Source organism: Embleya sp. NPDC020630 (genome assembly GCF_044334985.1).
In the GTDB taxonomy this organism is placed as follows: domain Bacteria; phylum Actinomycetota; class Actinomycetes; order Streptomycetales; family Streptomycetaceae; genus Embleya.
On record NZ_JBIRUB010000035.1, the window covers coordinates 1 to 20,987 of the forward strand.

The 20,987-nt window shown below is 71.5% G+C and carries 23 protein-coding genes and 1 pseudogene; 15 read left to right on the forward strand and 9 right to left on the reverse strand.

The features are described from left to right. Nucleotides 1-186 precede the first annotated feature (186 nt). The 5 genes from ACH4XV_RS45765 to ACH4XV_RS45785 form a co-directional block, all read right to left on the reverse strand. On the reverse strand, nt 187-1,059 hold the full coding sequence (locus tag ACH4XV_RS45765; protein WP_395800099.1) for an RNA polymerase sigma factor SigF: 873 nt from the start codon (nt 1,057-1,059) through the stop codon (nt 187-189). 107 nt (nt 1,060-1,166) lie between these two features. Beyond that, nucleotides 1,167-2,096: an anti-sigma factor RsbA family regulatory protein gene (locus tag ACH4XV_RS45770; protein WP_395800101.1), complete on the reverse strand. Its 930-nt coding sequence runs from the start codon at nt 2,094-2,096 to the stop codon at nt 1,167-1,169. Then, complete coding sequence (locus ACH4XV_RS45775) at nt 2,093-2,428, reverse strand: STAS domain-containing protein (RefSeq protein ID WP_395800147.1); 336 nt, start codon at nt 2,426-2,428, stop codon at nt 2,093-2,095. The genes ACH4XV_RS45770 and ACH4XV_RS45775 overlap by 4 nt, the downstream gene beginning before the upstream one ends. Before the next feature lie 113 nt (nt 2,429-2,541). Continuing rightward, nucleotides 2,542-2,907, reverse strand: coding sequence for a hypothetical protein (locus ACH4XV_RS45780; protein ID WP_395800103.1), 366 nt, complete (start codon nt 2,905-2,907; stop codon nt 2,542-2,544). 125 nt (nt 2,908-3,032) lie between these two features. Next, on the reverse strand, nt 3,033-3,488 hold the full coding sequence (locus ACH4XV_RS45785; protein WP_395800105.1) for a MarR family transcriptional regulator: 456 nt from the start codon (nt 3,486-3,488) through the stop codon (nt 3,033-3,035). Nucleotides 3,489-3,671: 183 nt separating this feature from the next. Here ACH4XV_RS45785 and ACH4XV_RS45790 point away from each other — a divergent pair, with 183 nt between their 5' ends. Continuing rightward, nucleotides 3,672-4,079, forward strand: a complete 408-nt coding sequence (locus ACH4XV_RS45790) for an STAS domain-containing protein (protein ID WP_395800107.1) — start codon at nt 3,672-3,674, stop codon at nt 4,077-4,079. 39 nt (nt 4,080-4,118) lie between these two features. On the opposite strand, the gene ACH4XV_RS45795 is transcribed toward ACH4XV_RS45790, so the two are convergent. After that, on the reverse strand, nt 4,119-5,237 hold the full coding sequence (locus ACH4XV_RS45795; RefSeq protein ID WP_395800109.1) for a glutamate--cysteine ligase: 1,119 nt from the start codon (nt 5,235-5,237) through the stop codon (nt 4,119-4,121). Between the two features lie 189 nt (nt 5,238-5,426). After that, nucleotides 5,427-6,392 (reverse strand): LLM class F420-dependent oxidoreductase, encoded by a 966-nt coding sequence (locus ACH4XV_RS45800; RefSeq protein WP_395800111.1) that lies wholly within the window; start codon nt 6,390-6,392, stop codon nt 5,427-5,429. Nucleotides 6,393-6,508: 116 nt separating this feature from the next. On the opposite strand from ACH4XV_RS45800, the gene ACH4XV_RS45805 reads away from it, so the two are divergent. The 6 genes and pseudogenes from ACH4XV_RS45805 to ACH4XV_RS45830 form a co-directional block, all read left to right on the forward strand. Further along, nucleotides 6,509-7,138 (forward strand): class I SAM-dependent methyltransferase, encoded by a 630-nt coding sequence (locus tag ACH4XV_RS45805; RefSeq protein ID WP_395800113.1) that lies wholly within the window; start codon nt 6,509-6,511, stop codon nt 7,136-7,138. Nucleotides 7,139-7,149: 11 nt separating this feature from the next. Then, nucleotides 7,150-7,659, forward strand: a complete 510-nt coding sequence (locus ACH4XV_RS45810) for a flavin reductase family protein (protein WP_395800115.1) — start codon at nt 7,150-7,152, stop codon at nt 7,657-7,659. A 107-nt stretch (nt 7,660-7,766) separates the two neighbouring features. Continuing rightward, nucleotides 7,767-8,585, forward strand: coding sequence for an alpha/beta fold hydrolase (locus ACH4XV_RS45815; protein ID WP_395800117.1), 819 nt, complete (start codon nt 7,767-7,769; stop codon nt 8,583-8,585). Nucleotides 8,586-8,696: 111 nt separating this feature from the next. Further along, nucleotides 8,697-9,500 carry an alpha/beta fold hydrolase gene (locus ACH4XV_RS45820; protein WP_395800119.1) on the forward strand — a complete coding sequence of 268 codons (804 nt, stop codon included), beginning with the start codon at nt 8,697-8,699 and terminating at the stop codon, nt 9,498-9,500. Further along, the gene (locus ACH4XV_RS45825) at nt 9,500-10,801 is read left to right on the forward strand and encodes a PP2C family protein-serine/threonine phosphatase (protein ID WP_395800121.1); all 1,302 of its coding nucleotides are present in this window, start codon (nt 9,500-9,502) and stop codon (nt 10,799-10,801) included. The genes ACH4XV_RS45820 and ACH4XV_RS45825 overlap by 1 nt, the downstream gene beginning before the upstream one ends. Nucleotides 10,802-10,810: 9 nt before the next feature. Further along, nucleotides 10,811-11,003, forward strand: a pseudogene (locus ACH4XV_RS45830) (aldo/keto reductase); the annotation flags it as partial. Between the two features lie 443 nt (nt 11,004-11,446). On the opposite strand, the gene ACH4XV_RS45835 reads toward ACH4XV_RS45830, so the two are convergent. Further along, nucleotides 11,447-12,118, reverse strand: coding sequence for a type III effector protein (locus ACH4XV_RS45835; protein WP_395800123.1), 672 nt, complete (start codon nt 12,116-12,118; stop codon nt 11,447-11,449). A 181-nt stretch (nt 12,119-12,299) separates the two neighbouring features. Here ACH4XV_RS45835 and ACH4XV_RS45840 point away from each other — a divergent pair, with 181 nt between their 5' ends. From ACH4XV_RS45840 to ACH4XV_RS45875, 8 genes are all read left to right on the forward strand, one after another. After that, a complete protein-coding gene (locus ACH4XV_RS45840) occupies nt 12,300-12,749 on the forward strand; it encodes an Hsp20/alpha crystallin family protein (protein ID WP_395800149.1) in 450 nt (149 codons plus the stop codon). A 138-nt stretch (nt 12,750-12,887) separates the two neighbouring features. Continuing rightward, nucleotides 12,888-13,748: a Rieske 2Fe-2S domain-containing protein gene (locus ACH4XV_RS45845; RefSeq protein ID WP_395800125.1), complete on the forward strand. Its 861-nt coding sequence runs from the start codon at nt 12,888-12,890 to the stop codon at nt 13,746-13,748. A 108-nt stretch (nt 13,749-13,856) separates the two neighbouring features. Beyond that, nucleotides 13,857-17,117 (forward strand): formate dehydrogenase, encoded by a 3,261-nt coding sequence (fdh, locus tag ACH4XV_RS45850; RefSeq protein ID WP_395800127.1) that lies wholly within the window; start codon nt 13,857-13,859, stop codon nt 17,115-17,117. Between the two features lies 1 nt (nt 17,118). Further along, the gene (locus ACH4XV_RS45855; RefSeq protein WP_395800129.1) at nt 17,119-18,033 is read left to right on the forward strand and encodes a 4Fe-4S dicluster domain-containing protein; all 915 of its coding nucleotides are present in this window, start codon (nt 17,119-17,121) and stop codon (nt 18,031-18,033) included. Next, a complete protein-coding gene (gene nrfD / locus ACH4XV_RS45860) occupies nt 18,030-18,965 on the forward strand; it encodes an NrfD/PsrC family molybdoenzyme membrane anchor subunit (protein ID WP_395800131.1) in 936 nt (311 codons plus the stop codon). Before ACH4XV_RS45855 ends, nrfD begins: the two co-directional genes overlap by 4 nt. Nucleotides 18,966-19,095: 130 nt before the next feature. Next, nucleotides 19,096-19,434 (forward strand): ArsR/SmtB family transcription factor, encoded by a 339-nt coding sequence (locus ACH4XV_RS45865; protein WP_395800133.1) that lies wholly within the window; start codon nt 19,096-19,098, stop codon nt 19,432-19,434. Between the two features lie 131 nt (nt 19,435-19,565). Beyond that, the gene (locus ACH4XV_RS45870; RefSeq protein ID WP_380002274.1) at nt 19,566-19,736 is read left to right on the forward strand and encodes a DUF5670 family protein; all 171 of its coding nucleotides are present in this window, start codon (nt 19,566-19,568) and stop codon (nt 19,734-19,736) included. A 453-nt stretch (nt 19,737-20,189) separates the two neighbouring features. Continuing rightward, nucleotides 20,190-20,414 (forward strand): hypothetical protein, encoded by a 225-nt coding sequence (locus tag ACH4XV_RS45875; RefSeq protein WP_395800135.1) that lies wholly within the window; start codon nt 20,190-20,192, stop codon nt 20,412-20,414. A 118-nt stretch (nt 20,415-20,532) separates the two neighbouring features. Here the strand turns inward: ACH4XV_RS45875 and ACH4XV_RS45880 are convergent, their stop codons facing one another. After that, the gene (locus tag ACH4XV_RS45880; RefSeq protein ID WP_395800137.1) at nt 20,533-20,976 is read right to left on the reverse strand and encodes a DUF1707 domain-containing protein; all 444 of its coding nucleotides are present in this window, start codon (nt 20,974-20,976) and stop codon (nt 20,533-20,535) included. Between the last annotated feature and the right edge of the window lie 11 nt (nt 20,977-20,987).

Sequence of the window (20,987 nt, forward strand, 5' to 3'; positions counted from 1 at the left end):
GATCACCCCGGGTCATGCCGTCCGGTCTACCGCATTTCCCCGGACGCCGAGGCCGGAATGACCCGATCGTGATCCGAACTCAGAACAGGCCCTAGTGGGCCCTGTCCGGCGGACCTTGGCGGGGCCGCGCCGGGCAGCGCCGGGTGGGCGGCGAAAGTACCCGCCCCCCGGCGACCGCCCCGCGGTTCAGTCGGCCAGGAGCTGGGTGCGCAGGGTCGCGACGGTCCGGCTGATCAGCCGGGAGACGTGCATCTGGGAGATGCCGAGGCGCTCGCCGATCTCGGACTGGGTCAACTCCTCGCCGAAGCGCAGGGTCAGGATCTCTCGATCGCGCGGGCCGAGCGCGGCGATCAGCGGCTTGAGGGCGACCAGGTTCTCCGTCATCGCATAGCCGGGCTCGACGAACGCCGCCCGGCCGGCCAGTGCCGGCGCGGACCCCTCGTCGTCGGGGGCGGGGGCGTCGAGGGACACGGTGGAGTAGGCGGCGGAGGCGATCAGGCCCTCGTCGACCTCCTCCACGCTCACGCCCAGCCGCTCCGCGAGTTCGGCGGAGGTGGGCTCCCGATCGTGTTCGGTCGTGAACGCCTCGCGGGCCCGAGCCAGTTCCAGGCGCAGTTCCTGGAGACGGCGCGGCACGTGGACCGACCACGACGTGTCGCGGAAGAAGCGCTTGATCTCGCCGGAGATGGTCGGGATCGCGAACGTGGGGAACTCGACCCCGCGCGCGGGATCGAACCGGTCGATGGCCTTGATCAGCCCGATCGTCCCGGTCTGGACCATCTCCTCGGTGCTCTCGGGACGCGAGCGGAACCGGCCGGCGACGTACCGCACCAGCGGCAGGTTCAGCTCCACCAGGGTGTTGCGCACGTATTGGTACTCGTGCGTGCCCTCCTCCAGCGCCTTCAGCCGCACGAACAACACCTTCGACATCGCGCGCGCGTCGACCGCTCCCACCGCCGTCGGATCCTCGATCCGCGGGAGACCGCCGACCGTCCCACCCTCCGGCGCGGCGCTCCCGGAGTCGGCGGAGGTCGACACGCTCACCGTGGACAAGGTCATCTCGGCTCCTTGGGGTCGTCGAATCGGCACGAGCCCCCTACCCGGATCGTTGACCAGTACACCCATTCGAGTGAGTCGGTGGTCACACCCACGCCGCGGCGCACCCGCTACCGGTCGTGGTTCAGGCGCAGCCGCACGGTCGTGCCGGATTCGGTGGAACGGATCTGGACCAGGTCGCAGAGCTGGTTGGCGATCCACAGGCCGCGTCCGCCCTCGACGTCCGGGTGCGGGATGTGCCGTCCGGCCAGCGGGTCGTCGACCCTGCCCGCGTCGCGGATCTCGCACACCAGTGTCGTGCCCTCGTCCCACAGGCTGACCTCGCCGTGTCCGCCGCCGTGGATGATGCTGTTGCCGGCGATCTCGGTGACGACCAACAGGGCGTGTCCGACATACGCCCGAGGAGCCTCGCCCAGCCGACCGCGGACGAAGGCGCGCACGCGCGCGAGTTCCCCGGCGGCGAAGGCGAGGTGTTCGGCGTGCTCCGGAGCGTCCGGAAGCGGCGGTCCGGTCAGTGTCGCGGCGTAGTGGGCCGGACCGGGGTGGGCGTGCCGGTGTTCGGCGCCGGCGTCGAGGACGCGGGGGTGGGAGTGCCGGACGGCGTCGATGACCGAGGGAGCGAGGGTGGTGACGTCGTAGGGACACAGGAGTTGCCACGGCACGCCGTCGAACGCGAGGTTGAGCAGGGATTCGTGGTGGCGGCATTCGACGAGTTCGTCCTCGGAGCGGCCCGCCCAGATGGGTTCGCCGATCCCGCGGAACGCCCGGGTGCCCTGGTCGTGGGTCCATTGGCGCCAGGCGGGGATGATCCGCGCGGGGTTGCGGCCCACACGTTCCATGTCGATCCAGGTGACGTGCTCGGCGTCGGCGGCCAATTCCTTGCGCAGCGCGCCGGCGCGGGGCTCGATCACCGCGACGGCGACGGCCTCGTCCGCTTCGAGGCCCGCGCGGACGAACGTGGCCGTGCGGTCGACGAAGTCGTCGAGACCGGCATAGAGAAGGGCATCGTGACGGAACACATCCGGTACGCGAACGGTCATCGCCGCACCGCCTTCTCCAGCACCAGCCCGGGCGCCCCGTCCCAGCCCGCGAGGGTCACCAGGTCGCACAATTGCGCCGAAGCCGAGCGTACGACCACCGACAGGCCCGAAGGCATGCGCCCCGCCGTCTCCACCAAGGCCCGCACCCCCGCCACGTCGATGAACTCCAGGAACGCCGCGTCCACACACACATCCCCCGCGTAACCGGCCCGCTGGGCGTCCAACGCGGAACGTACGTGCACACAGTTGTCCGCGTCGACCTCCCCCGCCAACCGCACCACCGAGGGCGGCCCGAGCCGCTCGACTCGGAGCACCCCGTCCGCATAGACCATCGCCACGAAAGTCCCACCGCCCTTCCCGGCGGATCGTAGCGCGTGTCTCCAAACCCCCGCCGGGCTCCACCCGGCGGCGCGAGCCCCGCCGAACCAGGCCGAGATCATGAGCATCAAGCGGTGGGGAACAACCGTTCCCGGAGGTCGACGCGCAGGAGCACGACGTCGGAGGTGCGCCGCGGTGCGGAGGCGGCGCCGTCGACGTCGTAGCTCAACCGAATCCGGGAGCCGATGTGGGGCAGCAGCTCGCAGGCGGGGATCCGGAAGACCACCGGGTGTCCGACACCCTTGCCGGGGACGGGGGCGGACTCCTCGAACACGGCCCCGTCGCAACTCTCCCAGCGCACCGTGACGACGTCGCCGGCGGCCATCCCGGCGTACCCCGGTACTCGTACCGTCGCGCCCATGGGCGCCTGGTTGGGGTCGAGTTCGCCGTCCTCGGCCTCGACGACGAACGGTAGGGCAAGCGGATCGCTCATCTCACGCAGTCCCTTCGGCAGCACATGTTCGGGGTCCGAATCGTTCGAACCATGCGCATGCCCGCAGCCGCGCGTTTCAGGCGTTACGGCGACGGCGGACGCCGAGTCGTGCCCGCCGGCGATCGTCAATGCGCCTCGTGCTCGAAGGGCCCCTCGTCCGCGCGCCCCGGCGCTTCACGGTCGACGTACCCGCCGTGGTCGCCGGGCGAGTCACGATCCCCGGGCACCCCGGAGCCGGGCGCGCCGGAGCCGCCGGAAGGGGCCGATGTGCCGGACCCGCCAGGGAATGACTCCACCGGCAGGTCGAGCGCGTCGGCGACGGCCCGGCCCCGGTCCGCCGGATGCCGCACCTCCGTTCCGGGCACGACCCGGTACGTATTACGCCGTCCGTTGCGCTGCCGGGTCAGATACCCGCCGGCCTCCAGGTCCGCCAGGATGCCCTGGACGGCGCGCTCGGTCAGCAGGCACACGGCCGCGATGTCGCGCACCCTCGCCTCGGGATCCCGGGCGATCACCGAGAGCACACGGGCATGGCTGGTGAAAAACGTCCACGACGGTCGGGACGCGTCCGCATCACTCATGAGGCCCATCGTAAGGTCATTCATTCCGGCAACACGATACCTGAAATAGAGTTCCTGAATAACTTGACGCATGTTGGCTCGCGTCGGATCCTTGACGCGAAGGATCGACCCGGCTCGGTCCCCATCGCCCCCGTTTCGCGCTTGCGACCGGTTCCCACCTGTCAGACGTGTGAGGGAACATCCATGTCTTCACGCCGACCCCGCAGCCGTCGCCCGGCTTCCGCCGCGACGGCGCGTCGCCCCGGCCGTCGCCATCGGGAAACGGCCACACACCTGCGCGTACGGGTCATGCCGCACGGCGATCGTGTGCTGCTGCGCGTCAGCGGGGAAATCGACATCGACACCGCGCCGCTGCTGCGCTCCGCCCTCGACACCGCGCTGGATCACGGGGCATGCCGCGTCGACGTGGACATGCGAGGGGTGACCTTCTGCGACAGCACCGCGCTCCACGTCCTGTTGCACGCGCGGACCAAGGCCGCCGACGTGCGGGTCGAACTCGCCCTCGCGCCCGGCGACCGGCTCCGGCGCATCCTGGCCATCACGAACATGGCACACCTGTTCTCCCCGCTCGCCCTGCCCGTCCGACCGTGACCGGCCACGGCCCGCTGCCGCGGCAGCGGGCCGTGGGTCTCACGCGTGCGTCTCGTCCAGGGACAGGCCGGCCGTATGTGCGGTGATCATGCGCGTCAGGCCCGGACGCCCTGCCGCCGCAAGCGCTCGGCGCTGCAGTTCGGCGCCGGTGCCCTCGCGCAGGAGCCGCCCGGCCAGGGAGTTCACCCGCCGGGTGTCGCCCGCCCGATCCAATTCCGGTCCCACGTGCGCGAGCAGCGCGGCGACGACCTCGGTGGCCGGTCGCGGGCGGCCGTCTTCGGGGGCGATCAGGGTGCCGGACAGGCCGTGGCGGGCCGCCTGCCAGACGGCCGCGTCCAGGAGTTCGGGCGCGAGAGCGAGTTCCGGGCGGCCGTCCGCGTGCTCGCGCAGCGCCGTGGCCACCAGCGCGCGCACGAGCCCCGCGAGCAGCACCGCGTCGTCGGCGCGCAACTGCACGTCCATGGCCCGCACCTCGACGGTCGGGAACCGCTCCGACAGCCGCGCCGACCAGTACACCCGGCCCCGATCGGCCAGTGCTCCGGCACGGGTGAGCCCGTCCAGCCGCCGATCGTAGTCGTTCGCGTCCCGAAACCGGGGCGGCATACCGGTGACCGGCCAGCGCCCGAAGACCAGCGTGCGCCAACTGGCGAATCCGGTGTCGTCCCCGTGCCACAGCGGGGAGTTCGCCGACATCGCGAGCAGCACCGACAACCAGGGGCGGATCCGGTTGAGCACGGCGACGCCCGCCCCACGATCGGGTATGGCCACATGTACGTGCATCCCGCTCATCAACGCCTCGTCCACCAGGCGCGCCGCGTCGACGTGCAGGGACCGGTAGCGCTCCTTGTCGGTGACGGGTATCGGCCCGTCCGGCGCGAAGGGCGCGGTGCCGACCGCGGCGAGCCGGCATCCGCACTGCTCCGCGGCCTCGGCCACCGCGTGGCGCAGGCGCAGCAGGTGGCCGCCGATCTCGTCGAGCGTCTCACACACGGGCGTGGCGACCTCGACCTGTACCTGGAGCAGCTCCGGCTGCACCTCGTCGTCGTCCAGCGCGGCCTGCAATCCCGCCGCCGCGCGCACCGCCGGCGAACGCGGGACGGGCAGACCGCTGTCGTGATCGACGAGGAGGTATTCCTCCTCGACGCCGAGAGTGATCACCGGGAAGCTCCTCGCCCTCTGGGTTCGCGACCCCGCCCGAACGAGTCGCCCGGGGGACGCGGGGGGCGCGCTCTCCGGGCGTCTCGAGTCACCGGGCGGATGGTCACGCGACACCGGACGTCGGCGTCGCGATCGACTGCTTCCCCCCGATGGCGATTCCACTCCGGGCCGAAAGCACCCAAGCGCGGTTCACAGTTCGCGCAGTGCCGGGAGCAGCCTGTCGCGGGCCCAGTCCAGGAACTCGTGCTGCGTATCGCCGCCGACCTGGATGAGGGCGACCTCGGTGAACCCGGCCTCGACGTAGGGGCGCACCGCCTCGACGAACGTGTCCACGTCGTCCCCGCACGGGATCGCCTCGGCCACGTCCTCCGGCCGCACGAACCGCGTCGCGCCCGCGAAGCCCGCCGTACCCGGCAGTTCCGAGTTGACCTTCCAACCCCCGCCGAACCAGCGGAACTGCTCGTGCGCGCGCCGGATCGCCGCGTCCCGATCGGGGTCCCAGCACACCGGAACCTGCCCCACCCGCGGCTTGCCCGCACCGCCGTGCCGGTCGAACCCGGCCAGTAGCTCCGCGTCCGGCTCGGTCGCGATGACCAGGTCGGCCGACCGACCGGCGAGCGCACAACTCTGCTCGCCGGAAACCGCGATCCCGATCGGCGGCGGCCACTCGGGCAGGTCCCACAACTTCGCGGACTCCACGTCGTAGTGTGTGCCGTGGTGATCGACGTAGCCGCCCGCGAACAACGCGCGGATGATCTCCACGGCCTCGGCCAACATCTCCTGCCGCACGTCCACGGCGGGCCAACCGCCGCCCACCACATGCTCGTTGAGGTTTTCGCCGGAGCCCAACCCGAGCCGGAACCGCCCGTCCGACAACAGCTGGAGCGTGGCCGCCTGCTGCGCCACGATCGCCGGGTGGTAGCGCATGGTCGGACAGGTCACGTACGTCATCAACGGAATCGTCGAGGTGGCCCGCGCCGCGGCGCCCAGCACGGTCCACGCATGCGGCGCGTGCCCCTGGACGTCGAGCCACGGAAAGTAGTGGTCCGACGTCACCGAGAAGTCGAATCCGACCCGCTCGGCATGCACCACGTGCTCGACCAGATCCTTGGGACCGGCCTGCTCGGTCATCATCGTGTAGCCGATTTTCACCATGGCAGGGCCGGTGCCCGGCGAGAGCGACGGAAAACCGGACGATACCGTCGGGCAGCCTTCCGCCTCGCCGTGTGCTCTCGCCCGGAGCGGCGCGCGTGATGCTAGCTTGCCTTTCCGTGACGGAGCACCGGGACGAGACCAGGGTGGCCTATGACGGCGTCGTCGAGTTGTACGCGTCGCTGTTCGCCGATCGGTTGGAGACACATCCGTTCTCGCGGAACATGATCGGCACCTTCGCCGAGTTGGTGCGCGGGACGGGCAACCCACGGGTGGCCGACGTCGGGTGCGGGCCGGGACATCTGACGGCCATGCTGCACGAACTGGGGCTGGACGCCTTCGGGCTCGACCTCTCCCCGGCCATGGTCGAACACGCCCGGCGGGCGCATCCGACGCTGCGCTTCGACGAGGCGCGGATGGAGGCGCTGCCGGTCGAGGACGCCGCGCTCGGCGGGATACTGGCCCACTACTCGATGATCCACACCCCGCCCGACGAACTGCCCGCGCTGCTCGCCGAGCAGGTACGGGCCCTGGCACCGGGCGGCCTGCTCCTGGTCTCGTGCTTCGGGACCGACGGGCCGGAGCCGATCCGCTTCGACCACAAGGTGGCGCCCGCCTACAGCTGGCCGGCGGACCGCCTCGCCGAGCTGCTGACCGAGGCCGGACTCGTCCCGTTCGCCCAGCTCCTCCACGACCCCGCCACCGAACGAGGCTTCCTCGACACCCACCTGCTGGCCCGCCGTCCCTAGGGAGAACCCCGGTGTTGTTCGAACGATTCGCGGACACGCTGGACTACCCCATGTTCGTCGTGACGGCGGTCCATCCCGTCACCGGCGAACGATCCGGATGCCTGGTGGGGTTCGCGTCGCAGTGCGGCATGGAGCCGGTGCGATTCCTGGTGTGCGTGTCCGCCGTCAACCACACGCATCGGATCGCGCTCGCCTCGCCGGTACTGGCCGTCCACGCACTGGGAGAGCGCCGGCACGCGCTGGCCGCGCTGTTCGGGGAGCGCACCGGGGACCACGTCGACAAGTTCGCCCACTGCGCCTGGGAACCCGGTCCGGCCGGGGTGCCGCTGTTGACCGACTGCCCGGTACGCATCGTCGGCACGGTCCTGCACCGTCTGGATCGGCTCGGCGACCACACCGGATTCGTGCTCGCCCCCATCGAACCCGACGCCGGCACCGACGACGCCGGCCCTCCGCGTGAGGACCATGTCCCACTGATGTTCTCCGCCGTGCGCGACCTGCACCCGGGCCACCCCGCCTGAAGACCGCGCGGCACAGGAATTCTCGACGCCCCTGTCGATCGGGCCGGTTCCCGTTCGTCGTCATGGTGAGGAGGCGGAACGACCGCCTCCCCGTCCGAGGAGGACCCATGACCACGAACGTTTCCGTCACCACCGGCACCCTCGACGTCCCCGGCGCGCGCCTGCACTACGAGGTACGCGGCAGCGGCCCGCTGATCGCGCTCGTCGGCGCCCCGATGGACGCCGCCGCCTTCGCGCCACTGGCCGACCTGCTCGCCGCCGACCACACCGTGCTCACCACCGACCCCAGGGGCATCAACCGCAGCCCCCTCGAGGATCCCGACCAGGACTCCACCCCGGAACTGCGTGCCGCCGACCTGGCCCGGCTCATCGGCCGGCTCGACCTCGGCCCGGCCGCCGTCCTGGGCTCCAGCGGCGGAGCCGTCACCGCCCTGGCCCTGGCCGGCGCCCACCCCGACTGTGTGCACACCGTCGTCGCCCACGAACCCCCGCTCGTCGAGCTCCTCGACGACCGCGAGCACCTCCACGCCGGCACCGACGACATCATCGCCACCCGCCTGCGCGGCGACGTCACCGGCGCCTGGACCGGGTTCCTGGCCCAGGCAGGCATCGTGCTGCCCGACGGCGTGGTCGAGACGATGTTCGGCGCGGAACGCACCCCGCGCGAGGAGGCCGACGAACTCCGCTGGTTCGCCCACGAGTTGCGGCCCACCACGCACTGGCGCCCGGACCTCGCGGCACTGCGTACGGTGGCCACGCGCATCATCGTCGGCATCGGCGAGGCCTCCGCCGGACAACTCTGCGACCGCGCCTCCCGAGCCCTTGCCGGCGCCCTCGGCAGCGAACCCGTGCTCTTCCCCGGCGACCACACCGGCTTCGTCGCCGACCCCGCCGGGTTCACCGCGCGCCTGCGGGAGGTCCTTTGACCCCCACCGCGGCCCCGACCGCGCCGCGAGGGCACCGGCACACACGGTGACACGGGCCCTTTGGCGAGGCGTGCGACCGGGGGCCCGTGTGCCGGTGAGACACTGGACCGTATGGATGTTCGCAGCAGGAACAACGTGACGGCCGTCGGGCCCCCCGACGGGCCGATACTGCTTCTCGCACACGGGTTCGGCTGTGATCAGAACATGTGGCGGCTGGTCGTACCGGCGTTGGCGGAGCGGTATCGGGTGGTGTTGTTCGACTACGTCGGCTCGGGAGGTTCGGACCTGTCGGCCTTCAGCCGGGAACGCTACTCCTCGCTCGCGGGCTACGCCCGAGACGTGGTGGAGATCTGCGACGAGCTGGATGTCGAGGACGTGGTGTTCGTCGGGCATTCGGTGAGCGCCATGGTGGGCATACTCGCCGCACGGATGGCGCCGAAGCGCATCGGGGCATTGGTGATGGTCGCCCCCTCACCCCGCTACATCGACGACGGAGACTATCGGGGCGGCTTCACCGCCGAGGACATCGACGAGCTGCTCGCCTCGCTGGAGTCGAACTACCTGGGCTGGTCGTCCACGATGGCTCCGGTGATCATGGGCAACCCGGAGCGGCCGGAACTGGGGCAGGAGCTGACCAACAGCTTCTGTGCCACCGACCCCGACATCGCCGCGGTCTTCGCCCACACCACATTCCTGTCCGACAGCCGCGCGGACCTGCCCGACGTCACGGTGCCGACCCTCGTCCTCGAGTGCTCGCAGGACGTGATCGCGCCCCGGGAGGTCGGGGCGTACGTGCACGCCGCGATCCCCTCCTCGCGCCTCGTCACGCTCGATGCCACCGGGCACTGCCCGCAGTTGAGCGCGCCGGAGGCTACCGCCGAGGCGATACTCGGCTTTCTGGCAGCCCACCGGTGATGTGCCGCTCCGGCGACGAACCGGATCCCGCGCAGGGCGGGGACACCGACGCGGCGTTCACCGCGCTGCTCGAGGACAGTGCCGAGGAGTTGTACGAGGCGGCGCCGTGCGGCTATCTGTCGACGCTGATGGACGGCACCGTCGCCAAGATCAACGCCACCCTGCTGGACTGGCTCGGCATGGACCGCGACAAGGTGGTCGGCCGGCTGCGTTTCCCCGATCTGCTCACCGTGGGCGGGAAGCTCTACCACGAAACGCATTTCGCGCCGCTGCTGCGCATGCAGGGCGAACTCCGCGGCGTCGCCTTGGAGTTGAAGGGGACCGACGGGCGTCGCCTGCCGGTGCTGGTCTCCTCGGTGGTCAAGCACGGCAGTGGTGGTGAGCCGCTGCTGATCCGCACCACCGTCTTCGACGCCTCCGACCGGCGCGCGTACGAGCAGGAACTGCTGCGCCGACGCCGGGACGCCGAGCAGGCTCGCGCCGAGGCGCAGCGCGCGCGACTGGAGGCGGAACAGGCCCGCCGGCAGGCCGAGGCGGACCGGGAACGGTTGGCGGACGCACTCGCCGTACTCCAGCAGTCCCTCGTGCCCTCGTCGCTGCCCGCCGTGCCGGGCCTGGAGGCGGCCGGTCACTACCTCACCGCCTCGCCCGACCTTTTGGGCGGCGACTTCTACGATCTGTTCCCTCTGGGCGGGGGCCGGTGGGCATTCTTCATGGGCGACGTGTGCGGCAAGGGCCCACAGGCGGCGTCCGTCACCTCGCTGACCCGCTACACCCTGCGGGCGGCGGCGCTGCACACTCCCGAGCCGACCGCGGTGCTGGCCACACTGAACTCCGTGCTGCACGAGCGATACGCCGCCGACATCGACCCCCGCTACTGCACCGTCGTCTTCGGGGTCATCGAGCCCGATGCCGATGGCGGCCGGGCCGGCGTACACCTGGCCTCGGGGGGTCATCCCCCCGCCCTTGTGGTGCGGGCCGACGGTCGCGCCGACTTCCTGCCCACGCCCGGCGGGCTCCTCGTCGGTGCTTTCCCCGACGCCGCCTTCGGCTCCGCCCACACCACCCTCGCGCCGGGGGACACGCTCGTGCTCTATACGGACGGCCTGACCGAGGCCCGCACCGGCGCCACGCGCGAGAACCTGCTCGGCGAGGACGCCCTGCTCACCTTCGCCGCCGAGCACGCCCCGGCGACGGCGCAGACGATGATCGCCGCGATCACCGGGCTGTTGGAGAGCTTCGGCGAAGGTCTGGACGACGACACCGCGCTGCTCGCGCTCGGCGTCCCCGACCGGCCGTAACGCCCGACCGGGCCTCCGGGCGACGGCTCGTGGACGATCGACGGCGACCCGCGCCGGTTGCGCGCGTCCGCCGAGACGTCGGCCGTCAGGCCCGGCGCGGAGGCCATCGGTCTCTACCGGTTGCACAAGCCGGACCCGGTCGCCCCGTTTCGCCGACTCGGTCGGCGCGCTGCGGGATCCGGCCGACGCGGGGACGATCCGCTGCCCCATCGGCGCGCGCTTCATCCCCGCGGGTCCGGCCGGCCCGCGAGTGACGGGCGGCGGCCATGCGGAACGTACTGTTCCTCATGGCGTCCTACCGTCGTTGTCGAGCGGGACGAGGACCCACCGACGAGGGACACGCGGGCCGCCTACCTATTGACCGGCCCCGAGGCACTGACCCAGGCCGACCAGGTGCGGCTGCTCGGGGAGGCGCTCGGTCGACGGCTCGTCTTCGAGGAGGCCGACGCCGCGTCGGTGCGCGAGCGGATGGCCACGTTCATGGACGCCGACTTCGTGCACGCCCTCTTCGACCTGATGGAGGCGACCGTCGACACCCGACCCGAGATCACCTCCACCCTGTCCCGCCTGACGGGCGGCGCCCCCCCCGCACCTACGGCCGCTGGGCGGCCGACCACGTCGCCGATTTCGCCTGAGCCACCCCGGTCAGGCCCCGGCCGGACCCTCGCCCGCCGGATCCACGAGGGCGTCGATCCGGGTGGCCAGATCCGGGTGGGCGGCGGCCAGGTGCGGGCGGGCCGCGCCGAGGGGGTCAAGGAGCGCGGCGGGGTCGTCCGCCCCGAGCGCCCGATCGAGCCTGGCCACCAGGGCGCGGGAGCCGGGCGGCAGGTCGGTGAGCGCGGTGATCTGCCCCGCGAGGCGACGCAGGTCGGCGGCATTGTCGCGGGCGCGGGCGGTGGCGGCGCGGTCGGCGGCCCGGCGTTCGCGGGTGGCGGTGACCCGTTGCTCGCCGGTGCTGCCGACCGGCCCCGGACGCAGGCGCAGATAGCGGCGCTCGGCCGCCTGTCTGCTGGCCACGCCCAGCGGCCCGGCCAGGTCGGCCCAGCTGGCCCCGGCGTCCCGGGCCGTTTCGATCAGTCCGGTCTCCCACCCGGCGAGTCGTTCGCGAATCTCGCGCAGCAGCAGGAGCGAGGCCAGCGCCCGACGGGGATCCGCGTCCGCCCCGGACTGCTTGCCCCGGTGCTCCTGCGCGCCGCGGACGGCCTCGTCGATGACCTCCAGGGCCGCAGCGGCGGCGAAAAAGGAGGCCGGCCCCACCCGGTGGGCAACATCGGCGGGGGGAGCGGTCGGTTCGTGCCGAGGGTCGGTCGTATCCATCGGACTCCTCTCGGTTCGTCATCACTCGGATGACCTCCACATGGTCATCTATCCGACGACCCGATCACCCGTCACTCTTTGGATGACGTCTTCATTTGTCATCGCTTCGACGACATGCTACAACAGTTTCAGGCAGCCCGTCAGGGCGCTTCCGACCGAAACTTTCGGAGGTGTTTTCGCGATGTTGATGCGTACCGACCCCTTCCGCGAGCTCGACCGGCTCGCGCAGCAGCTTCTCGTGCCCGGGACCCCTTCCCGGCCGACGGCGATGGCCATGGACGCCTACCGTGACGGCGAGGAGTACGTGGTCGTCTTCGATCTGCCCGGTGTCACCCCCGAGGCGATCGACATCGACGTCGAACGCAACATGCTCACCGTCAAGGCCCGGCGTGAGCCGATCGCCAGGAGCAACGACGGCGACAAGGGCAGGGACGTACAGATGGAGCTCTCGGAGCGACCCGTCGGCGTCTTCTCCCGGCAGATCGTCCTCGCCGACACGCTCGACACCGAGCGCATCCGCGCCGACTACGAAAGCGGCGTGCTGACGCTGAGGATCCCGATCGCCGAGCGCGCCAAGCCGCGCAAGATTTCGATCGGCGGCGGCGCCGACCACAAGGTCATCACGGCCTGAGCCGGGCGGCGCACGCACAACGACGGCAGTGCGGCGGGCGCGAGGATCGGGTCGTCGATGGGCGTACCCGTCCTCGCCCCGCCCGCCGTTCATCCGCCTGCCGGACATGGTGTGGCGATCCGGGGGCAGCGGCCGGACATGAGAATGTCAACGGCGATCACCACCCGACTGGAGCAGGCCCGGGGCCTCGATCGGCCCGCCTCCCTGCTGCGCGGCCTCGTCGGGCGGGTGCCCGAGGGCAGGATTCGGGACATCGCACACGGGGTCCCCATCGGACACCCCGTACACCCGCTGCTGGTACAGGTGCCCATCGGCGCCTGGCTCTCCGCCTCGGTGCTGGACTTCGTACCGGGCACCGGCCCCGCGTCGGGCGTCCTGATCACCGTCGGTCTGGGCGCCGCGCTGCCCGCCGCCGCGGCCGGGGCAATCGACTGGGCGCAGACCCACGAGCAGCAGCAGCGCGTCGGCCTGGTCCACGCCACCGCCAACTCGGCCGCCGTCGGGCTCTACGCCGCGTCCCTGTGGGCACGCCTGCGCAAACGGCCGATCCGCGGGCGCCTGTTGGCCCTGGCCGGGCTGACCGCCGTGGGCGCCGGCGGCCTGCTCGGCGGGCATCTGGCCTACCGGCAGGCCACCGGCGTCAACCACGCGGAACAGGTGCCCCACGTGGTGGGCGACGGGTCGCGGTGGCACCCGATCGGCCTGTTGTCCGCGTTGCCGCTCGGCACGCCGGTGCGCCGATTCGTCGGCGAGACGCCGGTGTTGGTGGTACGAGGCAGGGATCGGGTCGACGTCCTGGCCGATCGTTGCGCGCATCTGTCCGGTCCCCTGTCCGAGGGCGAGGTCCGTGACGGTCGGGTGACCTGCCCCTGGCACGACAGCGTGTTCGAGTTGCGCACCGGAGAGGTCGTGCACGGTCCCGCGACGGCCCCGCAGCCGGTCTTCGAGACGCGGGTGGACGGGGACGAACTCCGCGTACGCCTCCCCGGCGCCGGCTGACGCCGCGCTCCCCCGACCCGGCCCCATTCGGCCCAACCGCGGCGCATGCCTGCCGTCACCCCGGGTAGTCGCCTCGCGTCGATGGCCCGGACCCGGCGAGGAGCTGACGTGGACCCACGTGCGTGGTGGCGCGACTGGCCGGTGCGGCGCCAAGTCGTCGGAGCCGATCGGCTCGGCCGCGGCGCGGCGGCGCGTTCGGCCGCGACCGCCGAGCTGCGGCCGCGGATCGCCGACGCCGATCGGGTGGTGCGTTCGGTGTGCCCGTACTGCGCGGTGGGCTGCGGGCAGCAGGTCTACGTCAAGGACGAACGGGTGGTCCAGGTCGAGGGCGACCCGGACTCCCCGATCAGCCGTGGCCGGTTGTGTCCCAAGGGTTCGGCCACGCTTCAGCTGACCACGGGTTCGGCCCGCCGCGACCGGGTCCTGTACCGGGCGCCGTACGCGAGCGAGTGGGGCGAACTCGACCTGGACACCGCGATGCGCATGGTCGCCGAACGGGTCGTGCGCACCCGGCGCGAGACCTGGCAGTGGGAGCAGGACGACGTGCGCGTCGCCCGCACGCTCGGCATCGCCAGTCTGGGCGGGGCGACGCTGGACAACGAGGAGAACTACCTGATCAAGAAGCTGTTCACGGGTCTGGGCATGGTGCAGGTGGAGAACCAGGCCCGGGTCTGTCACAGCTCGACGGTCGCGGGTCTGGGGACCACGTTCGGTCGCGGCGGCGCGACGATGTTCATGCAGGACCTCCAGCACTCCGACTGCATCGTGATCCAGGGCTCGAACTACGCCGAGGCTCATCCGGTGGGTTTCCAGTGGGTGATGGAGGCCAAGAAGCGCGGCGCGACGGTGATCCACATCGATCCCCGGTTCACCCGCACCAGTGCGCTCGCCGACCTGCACGTACCGATCCGCGCGGGCTCCGACATCGCGTTCCTGGGCGGCGTGATCAATCATGTGCTCACCGAGGGCAAGGACTTCCGGGAGTTCGTGCTCGCGTACACCAACGCCGCGACGCTGGTGAGCGAGGACTTCCGGGACACCGAGGACCTGGGCGGCGTGTTCTCCGGCCTGGACACCGAGCATCGGCACTACGACCAGAAGTCGTGGGCCTATGAGGGCGGTTCGGTCGAGCCGGCCGTGGGCGACCGCGACGCGCGCCACGACGAACGGGTGGGCGGGGAACGGGAGTCGGTCGCGGAGGCGGGTCGCGGCGAGTCGCACGGTTCGGGCGGCGCGCAGATGCACGCGGACGCGCCGCGCGACGAGACGCTGACCCATCCGCGCTGCGTGTACCAGATCTTGAAGCGCCATTTCGCCCGCTACACGCCGGAGTTCGTCGAACGCACCTGCGGCGTGTCGCGGGAGGCGTTCGCGACGGTGTGTCGTGCGCTGACCGAGAACTCGGGTCGGGAGCGCACGTCGGCCTTCGTCTACGCGGTGGGGTGGACGCAGCACTCGGTGGGCGCGCAGTACATCCGCACCGCGTCGATCCTGCAGCTCCTGCTGGGCAATGTGGGTCGGCCCGGCGGCGGCATCCAGGCCCTGCGCGGGCATGCGAGCATCCAGGGATCCAGTGACATCCCGACCCTGTTCGATCTGCTGCCCGGCTACCTGCCGATGCCGCACGCGCACGCCGACGAGGATCTGGACACTTACATCGCGACCATGGTGGCCGACAAGGGTTACTGGGCCGACATGCGCAAGTACACGGTGAGCCTGCTCAAGGCGTATTACGGCGACGCGGCGACCGCCGACAACGACTTCTGCTTCGGGCATCTGCCGCGCCTGACCGGATCGCACAGCACCTACGACACGGTGACGGCGCAACTGGACGGGCTCTGCAAGGGCTTCTTCCTGATGGGCGAGAACCCGGCGGTCGGTTCGGCGAACGCGCGCATGCAGCGGTTGGGCATGGCCGAGTTGGACTGGCTCGTGGTACGCGATTTCTCGCTGATCGAGTCGGCCACGTGGTGGAAGGACGGCCCGGAGATCGAGACGGGCGAGCTGCGCACCGAGGAGATCGGCACCGAGGTGTTCTTCTTCCCGGCCGCGGCACACACGGAGAAGTCCGGCTCGTTCACCAACACCAACCGCTGGTTGCAGTGGCACCACCAGGCGGTCGAGCCGCGCGGCGACGCGCGCAGCGACCTGTGGTTCATGTATCACCTGGGCCGGCTGATCCGGGCCCAACTCGCGGGCTCCACCGACCCGATGGACCGCGCGGTGCTGGATCTGACCTGGGACTACCCGACCGAGGGACGCTACGACGACCCGAGCGCGGAGGCCGTGCTCGCGGAGATCAACGGTTTCGGACCGAATGGCGAACACCTTTCGGCCTACACCGAGTTGGCCGACGACGGGTCCACCTCGTGCGGGTGCTGGATCTACTGCGGCGTCTACGCCGACGGCGTCAACCAGGCCGCGCGGCGCCGGCCGCACACCGAGCAGGACTGGCTCGCGGCCGAGTGGGCCTGGGCGTGGCCGGCGAATCGGCGCATCCTGTACAACCGCGCCTCCGCCGATCCGGAGGGCCGGCCGTGGAGCGAGCGCAAGGCGCTGCTGCGGTGGGACGCGGACGCGGGGAGGTGGACCGGGCCCGACGTCCCGGACTTCCCGCCGGACAGGGCCCCCGACTATCGCCCGCCCGAAGGGGCGCACGGCGTCGAGGCGTTGGCGGGAAACGATCCGTTCATCATGCAGTCGGACGGCAAGGGCTGGCTCTACGCGCCGGGCGGGTTGGTGGACGGCCCGCTGCCCACGCACTACGAGCCGCAGGACTCGCCGTTCACCAATCCGCTGCACCCGGAGCACTCGCGCAACCCGGTCCGCCAGGTGTTCAGCCGGCGGCACAACCGCTCGCATCCCAGCGGGGACGAGCCGGGCAGCGAGGTGTTCCCGTACGTGGTGACCACCTACCGGCTCACCGAGCACTTCACCGCCGGCGGAATGAGCCGCTGGGTCCCGTATCTGGCCGAACTGCAACCGGAGTTCTTCTGCGAGGTCTCCCCCGAACTGGCGGCCGAACGCGGACTCGACCACATGGGGTGGGCGACGATCGTGACCGCGCGCACCGCCATCGAGGCCCGGGTGATGGTCACGCGCCGCATGCGTCCGCTGACCGTGGACGGGCGCACGCTGCACCAGATCGGGCTGCCGTTCCACTGGGGTCCCAACGGGATGAGTCGCGGCGACGCGGCCAACGAACTGGCGTCGATCACGCTCGATCCCAACGTGCACATCCAGGAGGTCAAGGCGATGAGCGCGGACATCCGACCGGGTCGACGCCCGCGCGGGCCGGAGTTGTTGCGGTTCGTCGCCGACTACCGGCATCGGGCCGGGATCACCGAGCAGACCGGGACGGAGGTCTGACATGGCCCAGTTCATCGGCGGGATCGGACGCGGACCGGGCGACCCGGCGGGCGAGGCCGGGTGGGGGGACGAACACCCGCCACGAATGGGCTTCTTCACCGACACGTCGGTGTGCATCGGGTGCAAGGCGTGCGAGGTGGCGTGCAAGGAGTGGAACGCCGTACCGCAGGACGGTCTCGCGCTCACCGGAATGTCCTACGACAACAGCGAGGGGCTGGGCGCGAACAGGTGGCGCCACGTCGCGTTCATCGAGCAGGAACGACCGGTGGCGACGGGGGCGATCGGGGCGGACGGGGGTGTGGGCGCGGACTCGGGCTCGGGCTCGGGCTCGGGCTCGGGTGATTCGATGCGCTGGTTGATGTCCTCCGACGTGTGCAAGCACTGTACGCACGCCGCGTGCCTGGACGTCTGCCCGACCGGCGCGCTGTTCCGCACCGAGTTCGGCACGGTCGTGGTGCAGCAGGACATCTGCAACGGTTGCGGCTACTGCGTGCCCGCCTGCCCGTACGGGGTGATCGACCAACGGCCCGAGGACGGGCGGGTGTTCAAGTGCACGATGTGCTACGACCGGCTGGGCGTGGGGGCGGAGCCGGCGTGTGCGAAGGCGTGTCCGACCGAGTCGATCCGCTTCGGCCCGCTGGACGAGTTGCGCGCGGCGGCCGAGACGCGGGTACGGGATCTGCATGCCGACGGTGTTCCGGAGGCCCGGTTGTACGGGCACGATCCCGAGGACGGCGTGGGCGGCGACGGGGCTTTCTTCCTGCTGCTTGACGAGCCCGAGGTCTACGGCCTGCCGCCCGATCCGGTGGTCACCACGCGTGATCTGCCGTCGATGTGGCGGCACGCGGGTGCGGCGGCGCTCACGCTGGTGGCCGGGGTCGCGCTCGCCTTCGGGTCGCGGGGAGGACGGCGATGACGCGCGGCGAGGCGCGGATGGTGCCGAAGGTCGAGACCACGTCGTATTACGGGCGGCCGATCATCAAGGCTCCGGTGTGGGCGGCGACCGACATCGCCGGCTACGTGTTCCTGGGCGGCCTGGCGGGCGCGTCCTCGCTGCTCGCGGCGGGGGCGGAGGCAACCGGGCGGCCGGCACTCGCACGGACCGGCAAGGTGGCCGCGCTGGGCGGGATTTCGCTGTCCATCGTCGCGCTCGTACACGACCTGGGTCGGCCGGAGCGCTTCGTCAACATGCTGCGCGTGTTCAAGCCGACCTCGCCGATGAACATGGGCTCGTGGTTGCTGGCGGCGTACGGACCGGCCGCGGGCGTCGCGGCGGCCACCGACGTGAGCGGCCGATTGCCCGCAATCGGGCGGGCCGCGACGGCGTGCGCCGCCCTGCTCGGCCCGGCCGTGGCCACCTACACCGCGGTCCTGTTCGCCGACACGGCCGTACCGGCCTGGCACGAGGGCCATCGCGAACTTCCCTTCCTCTTCGCCGGTTCGGCCGCCGGCGCGGCATCCGGCCTGGCCCTGCTCACGGTCTCGCCCCACCAGGCCGGTCCCGCCCGCCGCACCGCGATCGGCGGCGCGCTCCTCGACCTGCTCGCCGCCCGCCGCATGCGCGCCCGCATGGGCATCGTCGCCGAGACCTACCGCACCGGCAGGGCCGGCCGGCTGACCCGCGCCGCCGAAGCCCTCACCGTCACCGGCGCCGTGGGCGCCGCCCTGTCCGGGGTGATTCGCGGCGCGCCCACCACCCGCCGCGTCACCGCCGCCGTCGCCGGCACCGCCCTGCTCGCGGGTTCGGTCTGCACCCGCTTCGGCGTGTTCGCCGCCGGCATGGCCTCGGCGGAGGACCCGAAGTACACGGTGGTCCCCCAACGCGAACGCCGCGCCGCCCGGCGGTAGAGGCGCGGCGTCCTCGGGGCCGGCTGCTCCGCCCTCGCCGCTACGGCACGGTAGAGAGGTACGATCCAGCCCTTACCATGAGCAACGCGCCGCGGCGCCGCACAACGAACAGCACGAGGAGACGAGGGCCATGCCGGGAGAGCTGTTCCACCCCGAGACCGACGACGTCACCCTCGCCCAGGTGCTGGCCGCTCTCGACGACCCCATGCGGCTGCGGATCGTCAAGGTCCTCGTGCACGACCCGGACGCCACCGAACGCACCTGCACGTCCTTCCAGCTGCCCGTCGGCAAATCCACCCTCACCCACCACTTCCGGATCCTGCGCGAGGCCGGCCTGATCCGACAGGTCGACCGCGGCAACAGCCGCAAGGCACAACTGCGCCGCGAGGACATCGACCGACGTTTCCCCGGCCTTCTGTCCCTGATCCTCGCCGAAGGCACCACCCCGGAATCCGGCCCGGCCAACTGACCGACCCGGGGCCGGCCGCCGGGCGCACGTGGGTATCGGCGGAGTCTTTCCGGGAATCGGCGGGCGAAACAAGGGAATTCCTGGGAATGCGTTTCGGGGAGCGGGGCATACGTGGGTCGGAGGTAAAAACAATGATTCCCCTTTTGGTAGTCCTGCTTCTCGCGCTGATCCTTTTCGGCGCAGGTTTCGCACTGAAGGCCCTGTGGTGGATAGCCGTGATCGTCCTGGTCGTCTGGGCTCTCGGCTTCGTCTTCCGCTCGGCGGGCGCCGGCGGCAGGCGGGGGCGCTGGTATCGCTGGTAAACCGTAGACCGTAGACCGCCGCCGAAACGCGGGGCGGGGCGGGCCTCGACTCGATTTATCGAGTTCGGCCACGCCCCGCCCCTTTTCGCTTGTCTCGCGGCGCCGGAATTCCCGAGAAGATCGTTCCGCCCCGACGGCTGAATTCCTACGGCCGGGCGGCAGCGTAAACAAGCCGGGGCCGCCGGGAAACCGTCGCGAATCGACCGCGTCGCCACGCGACCGCCCCGGCGCAATGCGGAGCGGCACGGAAGCACCCGAGCACGCCGACGGCGGCCCGCATATCCGGCCTCGCCGCACTCGTTCGGCCGACACCGGTGAATGTGCGCCGGTTCCGGGCGCTGTCCCGCCTGGCCCGGCTCTGCGACCGGGCTCGCCGCCACCGTGCGGGTGCGGCCGGCGGGCGGCGGTAGTTGCATGGACGACGGCCGATGATCCGACACCCAGGAGGTTGTCATGCACATCCTGCGAGCAGTGGAAAGCAAGGACACCCGCTGGTGGCACGCCGTCGCACACTTCCGCACCGCCGCATGCGGGGTCGGCCTGCCGGACCACGCCACCGCGGCGGTCGACGACGCCCTCTCCGACCTCCTGTGCCCCGCCTGCATGTCGGCCATCGGCGGCAAGTCCGCCGTAACGACAGGCGACCGCCCCACCCCCGACATCGCCCCAACCGACTGACGCCCCCGACACCGCCGAAACGGCCCCGCCCAACCACGCCGGCCGGCAGAACCCGTGACGCCATACATTCGGGATACGGGCGTGTGGTCCGACTGGACGTCACGACCGCCGTCGGTGGTCAGGCCCGCCGGTGGTGGTGGAGCTTTCGGGTGAGGGCCGTTGCCGCGAGGATCGCGACGAGGATTCGGGCCGTGGGGTCGTCGACGGTCAGGCACAGTACGACGACCAGTAGCGCGGCCAGGGCGTATGTGCGGCTGCCTCGATGCCGACCGGGGACGTGGTGGGACGACCGGGACGGGTGTCGGGAGTCGTTGCGGCCCGGGCGTCCGCCGCGCCGTCGGGTGGTCCGGAACGGCGGCGTGGGGGTTTGTCGCAGCGCGGGCAAGCCGGCCGTCGCCGCGGACAGTTGGGTGGTCGTGGCGGCGGTGAGCACGTGGTTCAGTCGGGCCTCCAGGGTCTCCTTGTCCAGCGTGCCGAGGGCGTAGTGCTCGGCGAGCAGGTCGGCCGCGGCGTCGCGGTCGTCCTCGCGGACCGCGACGCCGATCGCGATGTCGTAGGTCATCGGGTTGCTCC

Coding starts and splice junctions, on each gene's coding strand:
- ACH4XV_RS45765 (WP_395800099.1), bottom strand. CDS start 1,059: ATGACCTTGTCCACGGTGAGCGTGTCGACCTCCGCCGACTCCGGGAGC.
- ACH4XV_RS45770 (WP_395800101.1), bottom strand. CDS start 2,096: ATGACCGTTCGCGTACCGGATGTGTTCCGTCACGATGCCCTTCTCTAT.
- ACH4XV_RS45775 (WP_395800147.1), bottom strand. CDS start 2,428: ATGGTCTATGCGGACGGGGTGCTCCGAGTCGAGCGGCTCGGGCCGCCC.
- ACH4XV_RS45780 (WP_395800103.1), bottom strand. CDS start 2,907: ATGAGCGATCCGCTTGCCCTACCGTTCGTCGTCGAGGCCGAGGACGGC.
- ACH4XV_RS45785 (WP_395800105.1), bottom strand. CDS start 3,488: ATGAGTGATGCGGACGCGTCCCGACCGTCGTGGACGTTTTTCACCAGC.
- ACH4XV_RS45790 (WP_395800107.1), top strand. CDS start 3,672: ATGTCTTCACGCCGACCCCGCAGCCGTCGCCCGGCTTCCGCCGCGACG.
- ACH4XV_RS45800 (WP_395800111.1), bottom strand. CDS start 6,392: ATGGTGAAAATCGGCTACACGATGATGACCGAGCAGGCCGGTCCCAAG.
- ACH4XV_RS45815 (WP_395800117.1), top strand. CDS start 7,767: ATGACCACGAACGTTTCCGTCACCACCGGCACCCTCGACGTCCCCGGC.
- ACH4XV_RS45820 (WP_395800119.1), top strand. CDS start 8,697: ATGGATGTTCGCAGCAGGAACAACGTGACGGCCGTCGGGCCCCCCGAC.
- ACH4XV_RS45825 (WP_395800121.1), top strand. CDS start 9,500: ATGTGCCGCTCCGGCGACGAACCGGATCCCGCGCAGGGCGGGGACACC.
- ACH4XV_RS45835 (WP_395800123.1), bottom strand. CDS start 12,118: ATGGATACGACCGACCCTCGGCACGAACCGACCGCTCCCCCCGCCGAT.
- ACH4XV_RS45840 (WP_395800149.1), top strand. CDS start 12,300: ATGTTGATGCGTACCGACCCCTTCCGCGAGCTCGACCGGCTCGCGCAG.
- ACH4XV_RS45845 (WP_395800125.1), top strand. CDS start 12,888: ATGAGAATGTCAACGGCGATCACCACCCGACTGGAGCAGGCCCGGGGC.
- ACH4XV_RS45855 (WP_395800129.1), top strand. CDS start 17,119: ATGGCCCAGTTCATCGGCGGGATCGGACGCGGACCGGGCGACCCGGCG.
- nrfD (WP_395800131.1), top strand. CDS start 18,030: ATGACGCGCGGCGAGGCGCGGATGGTGCCGAAGGTCGAGACCACGTCG.
- ACH4XV_RS45865 (WP_395800133.1), top strand. CDS start 19,096: ATGCCGGGAGAGCTGTTCCACCCCGAGACCGACGACGTCACCCTCGCC.
- ACH4XV_RS45870 (WP_380002274.1), top strand. CDS start 19,566: ATGATTCCCCTTTTGGTAGTCCTGCTTCTCGCGCTGATCCTTTTCGGC.
- ACH4XV_RS45875 (WP_395800135.1), top strand. CDS start 20,190: ATGCACATCCTGCGAGCAGTGGAAAGCAAGGACACCCGCTGGTGGCAC.
- ACH4XV_RS45880 (WP_395800137.1), bottom strand. CDS start 20,976: ATGACCTACGACATCGCGATCGGCGTCGCGGTCCGCGAGGACGACCGC.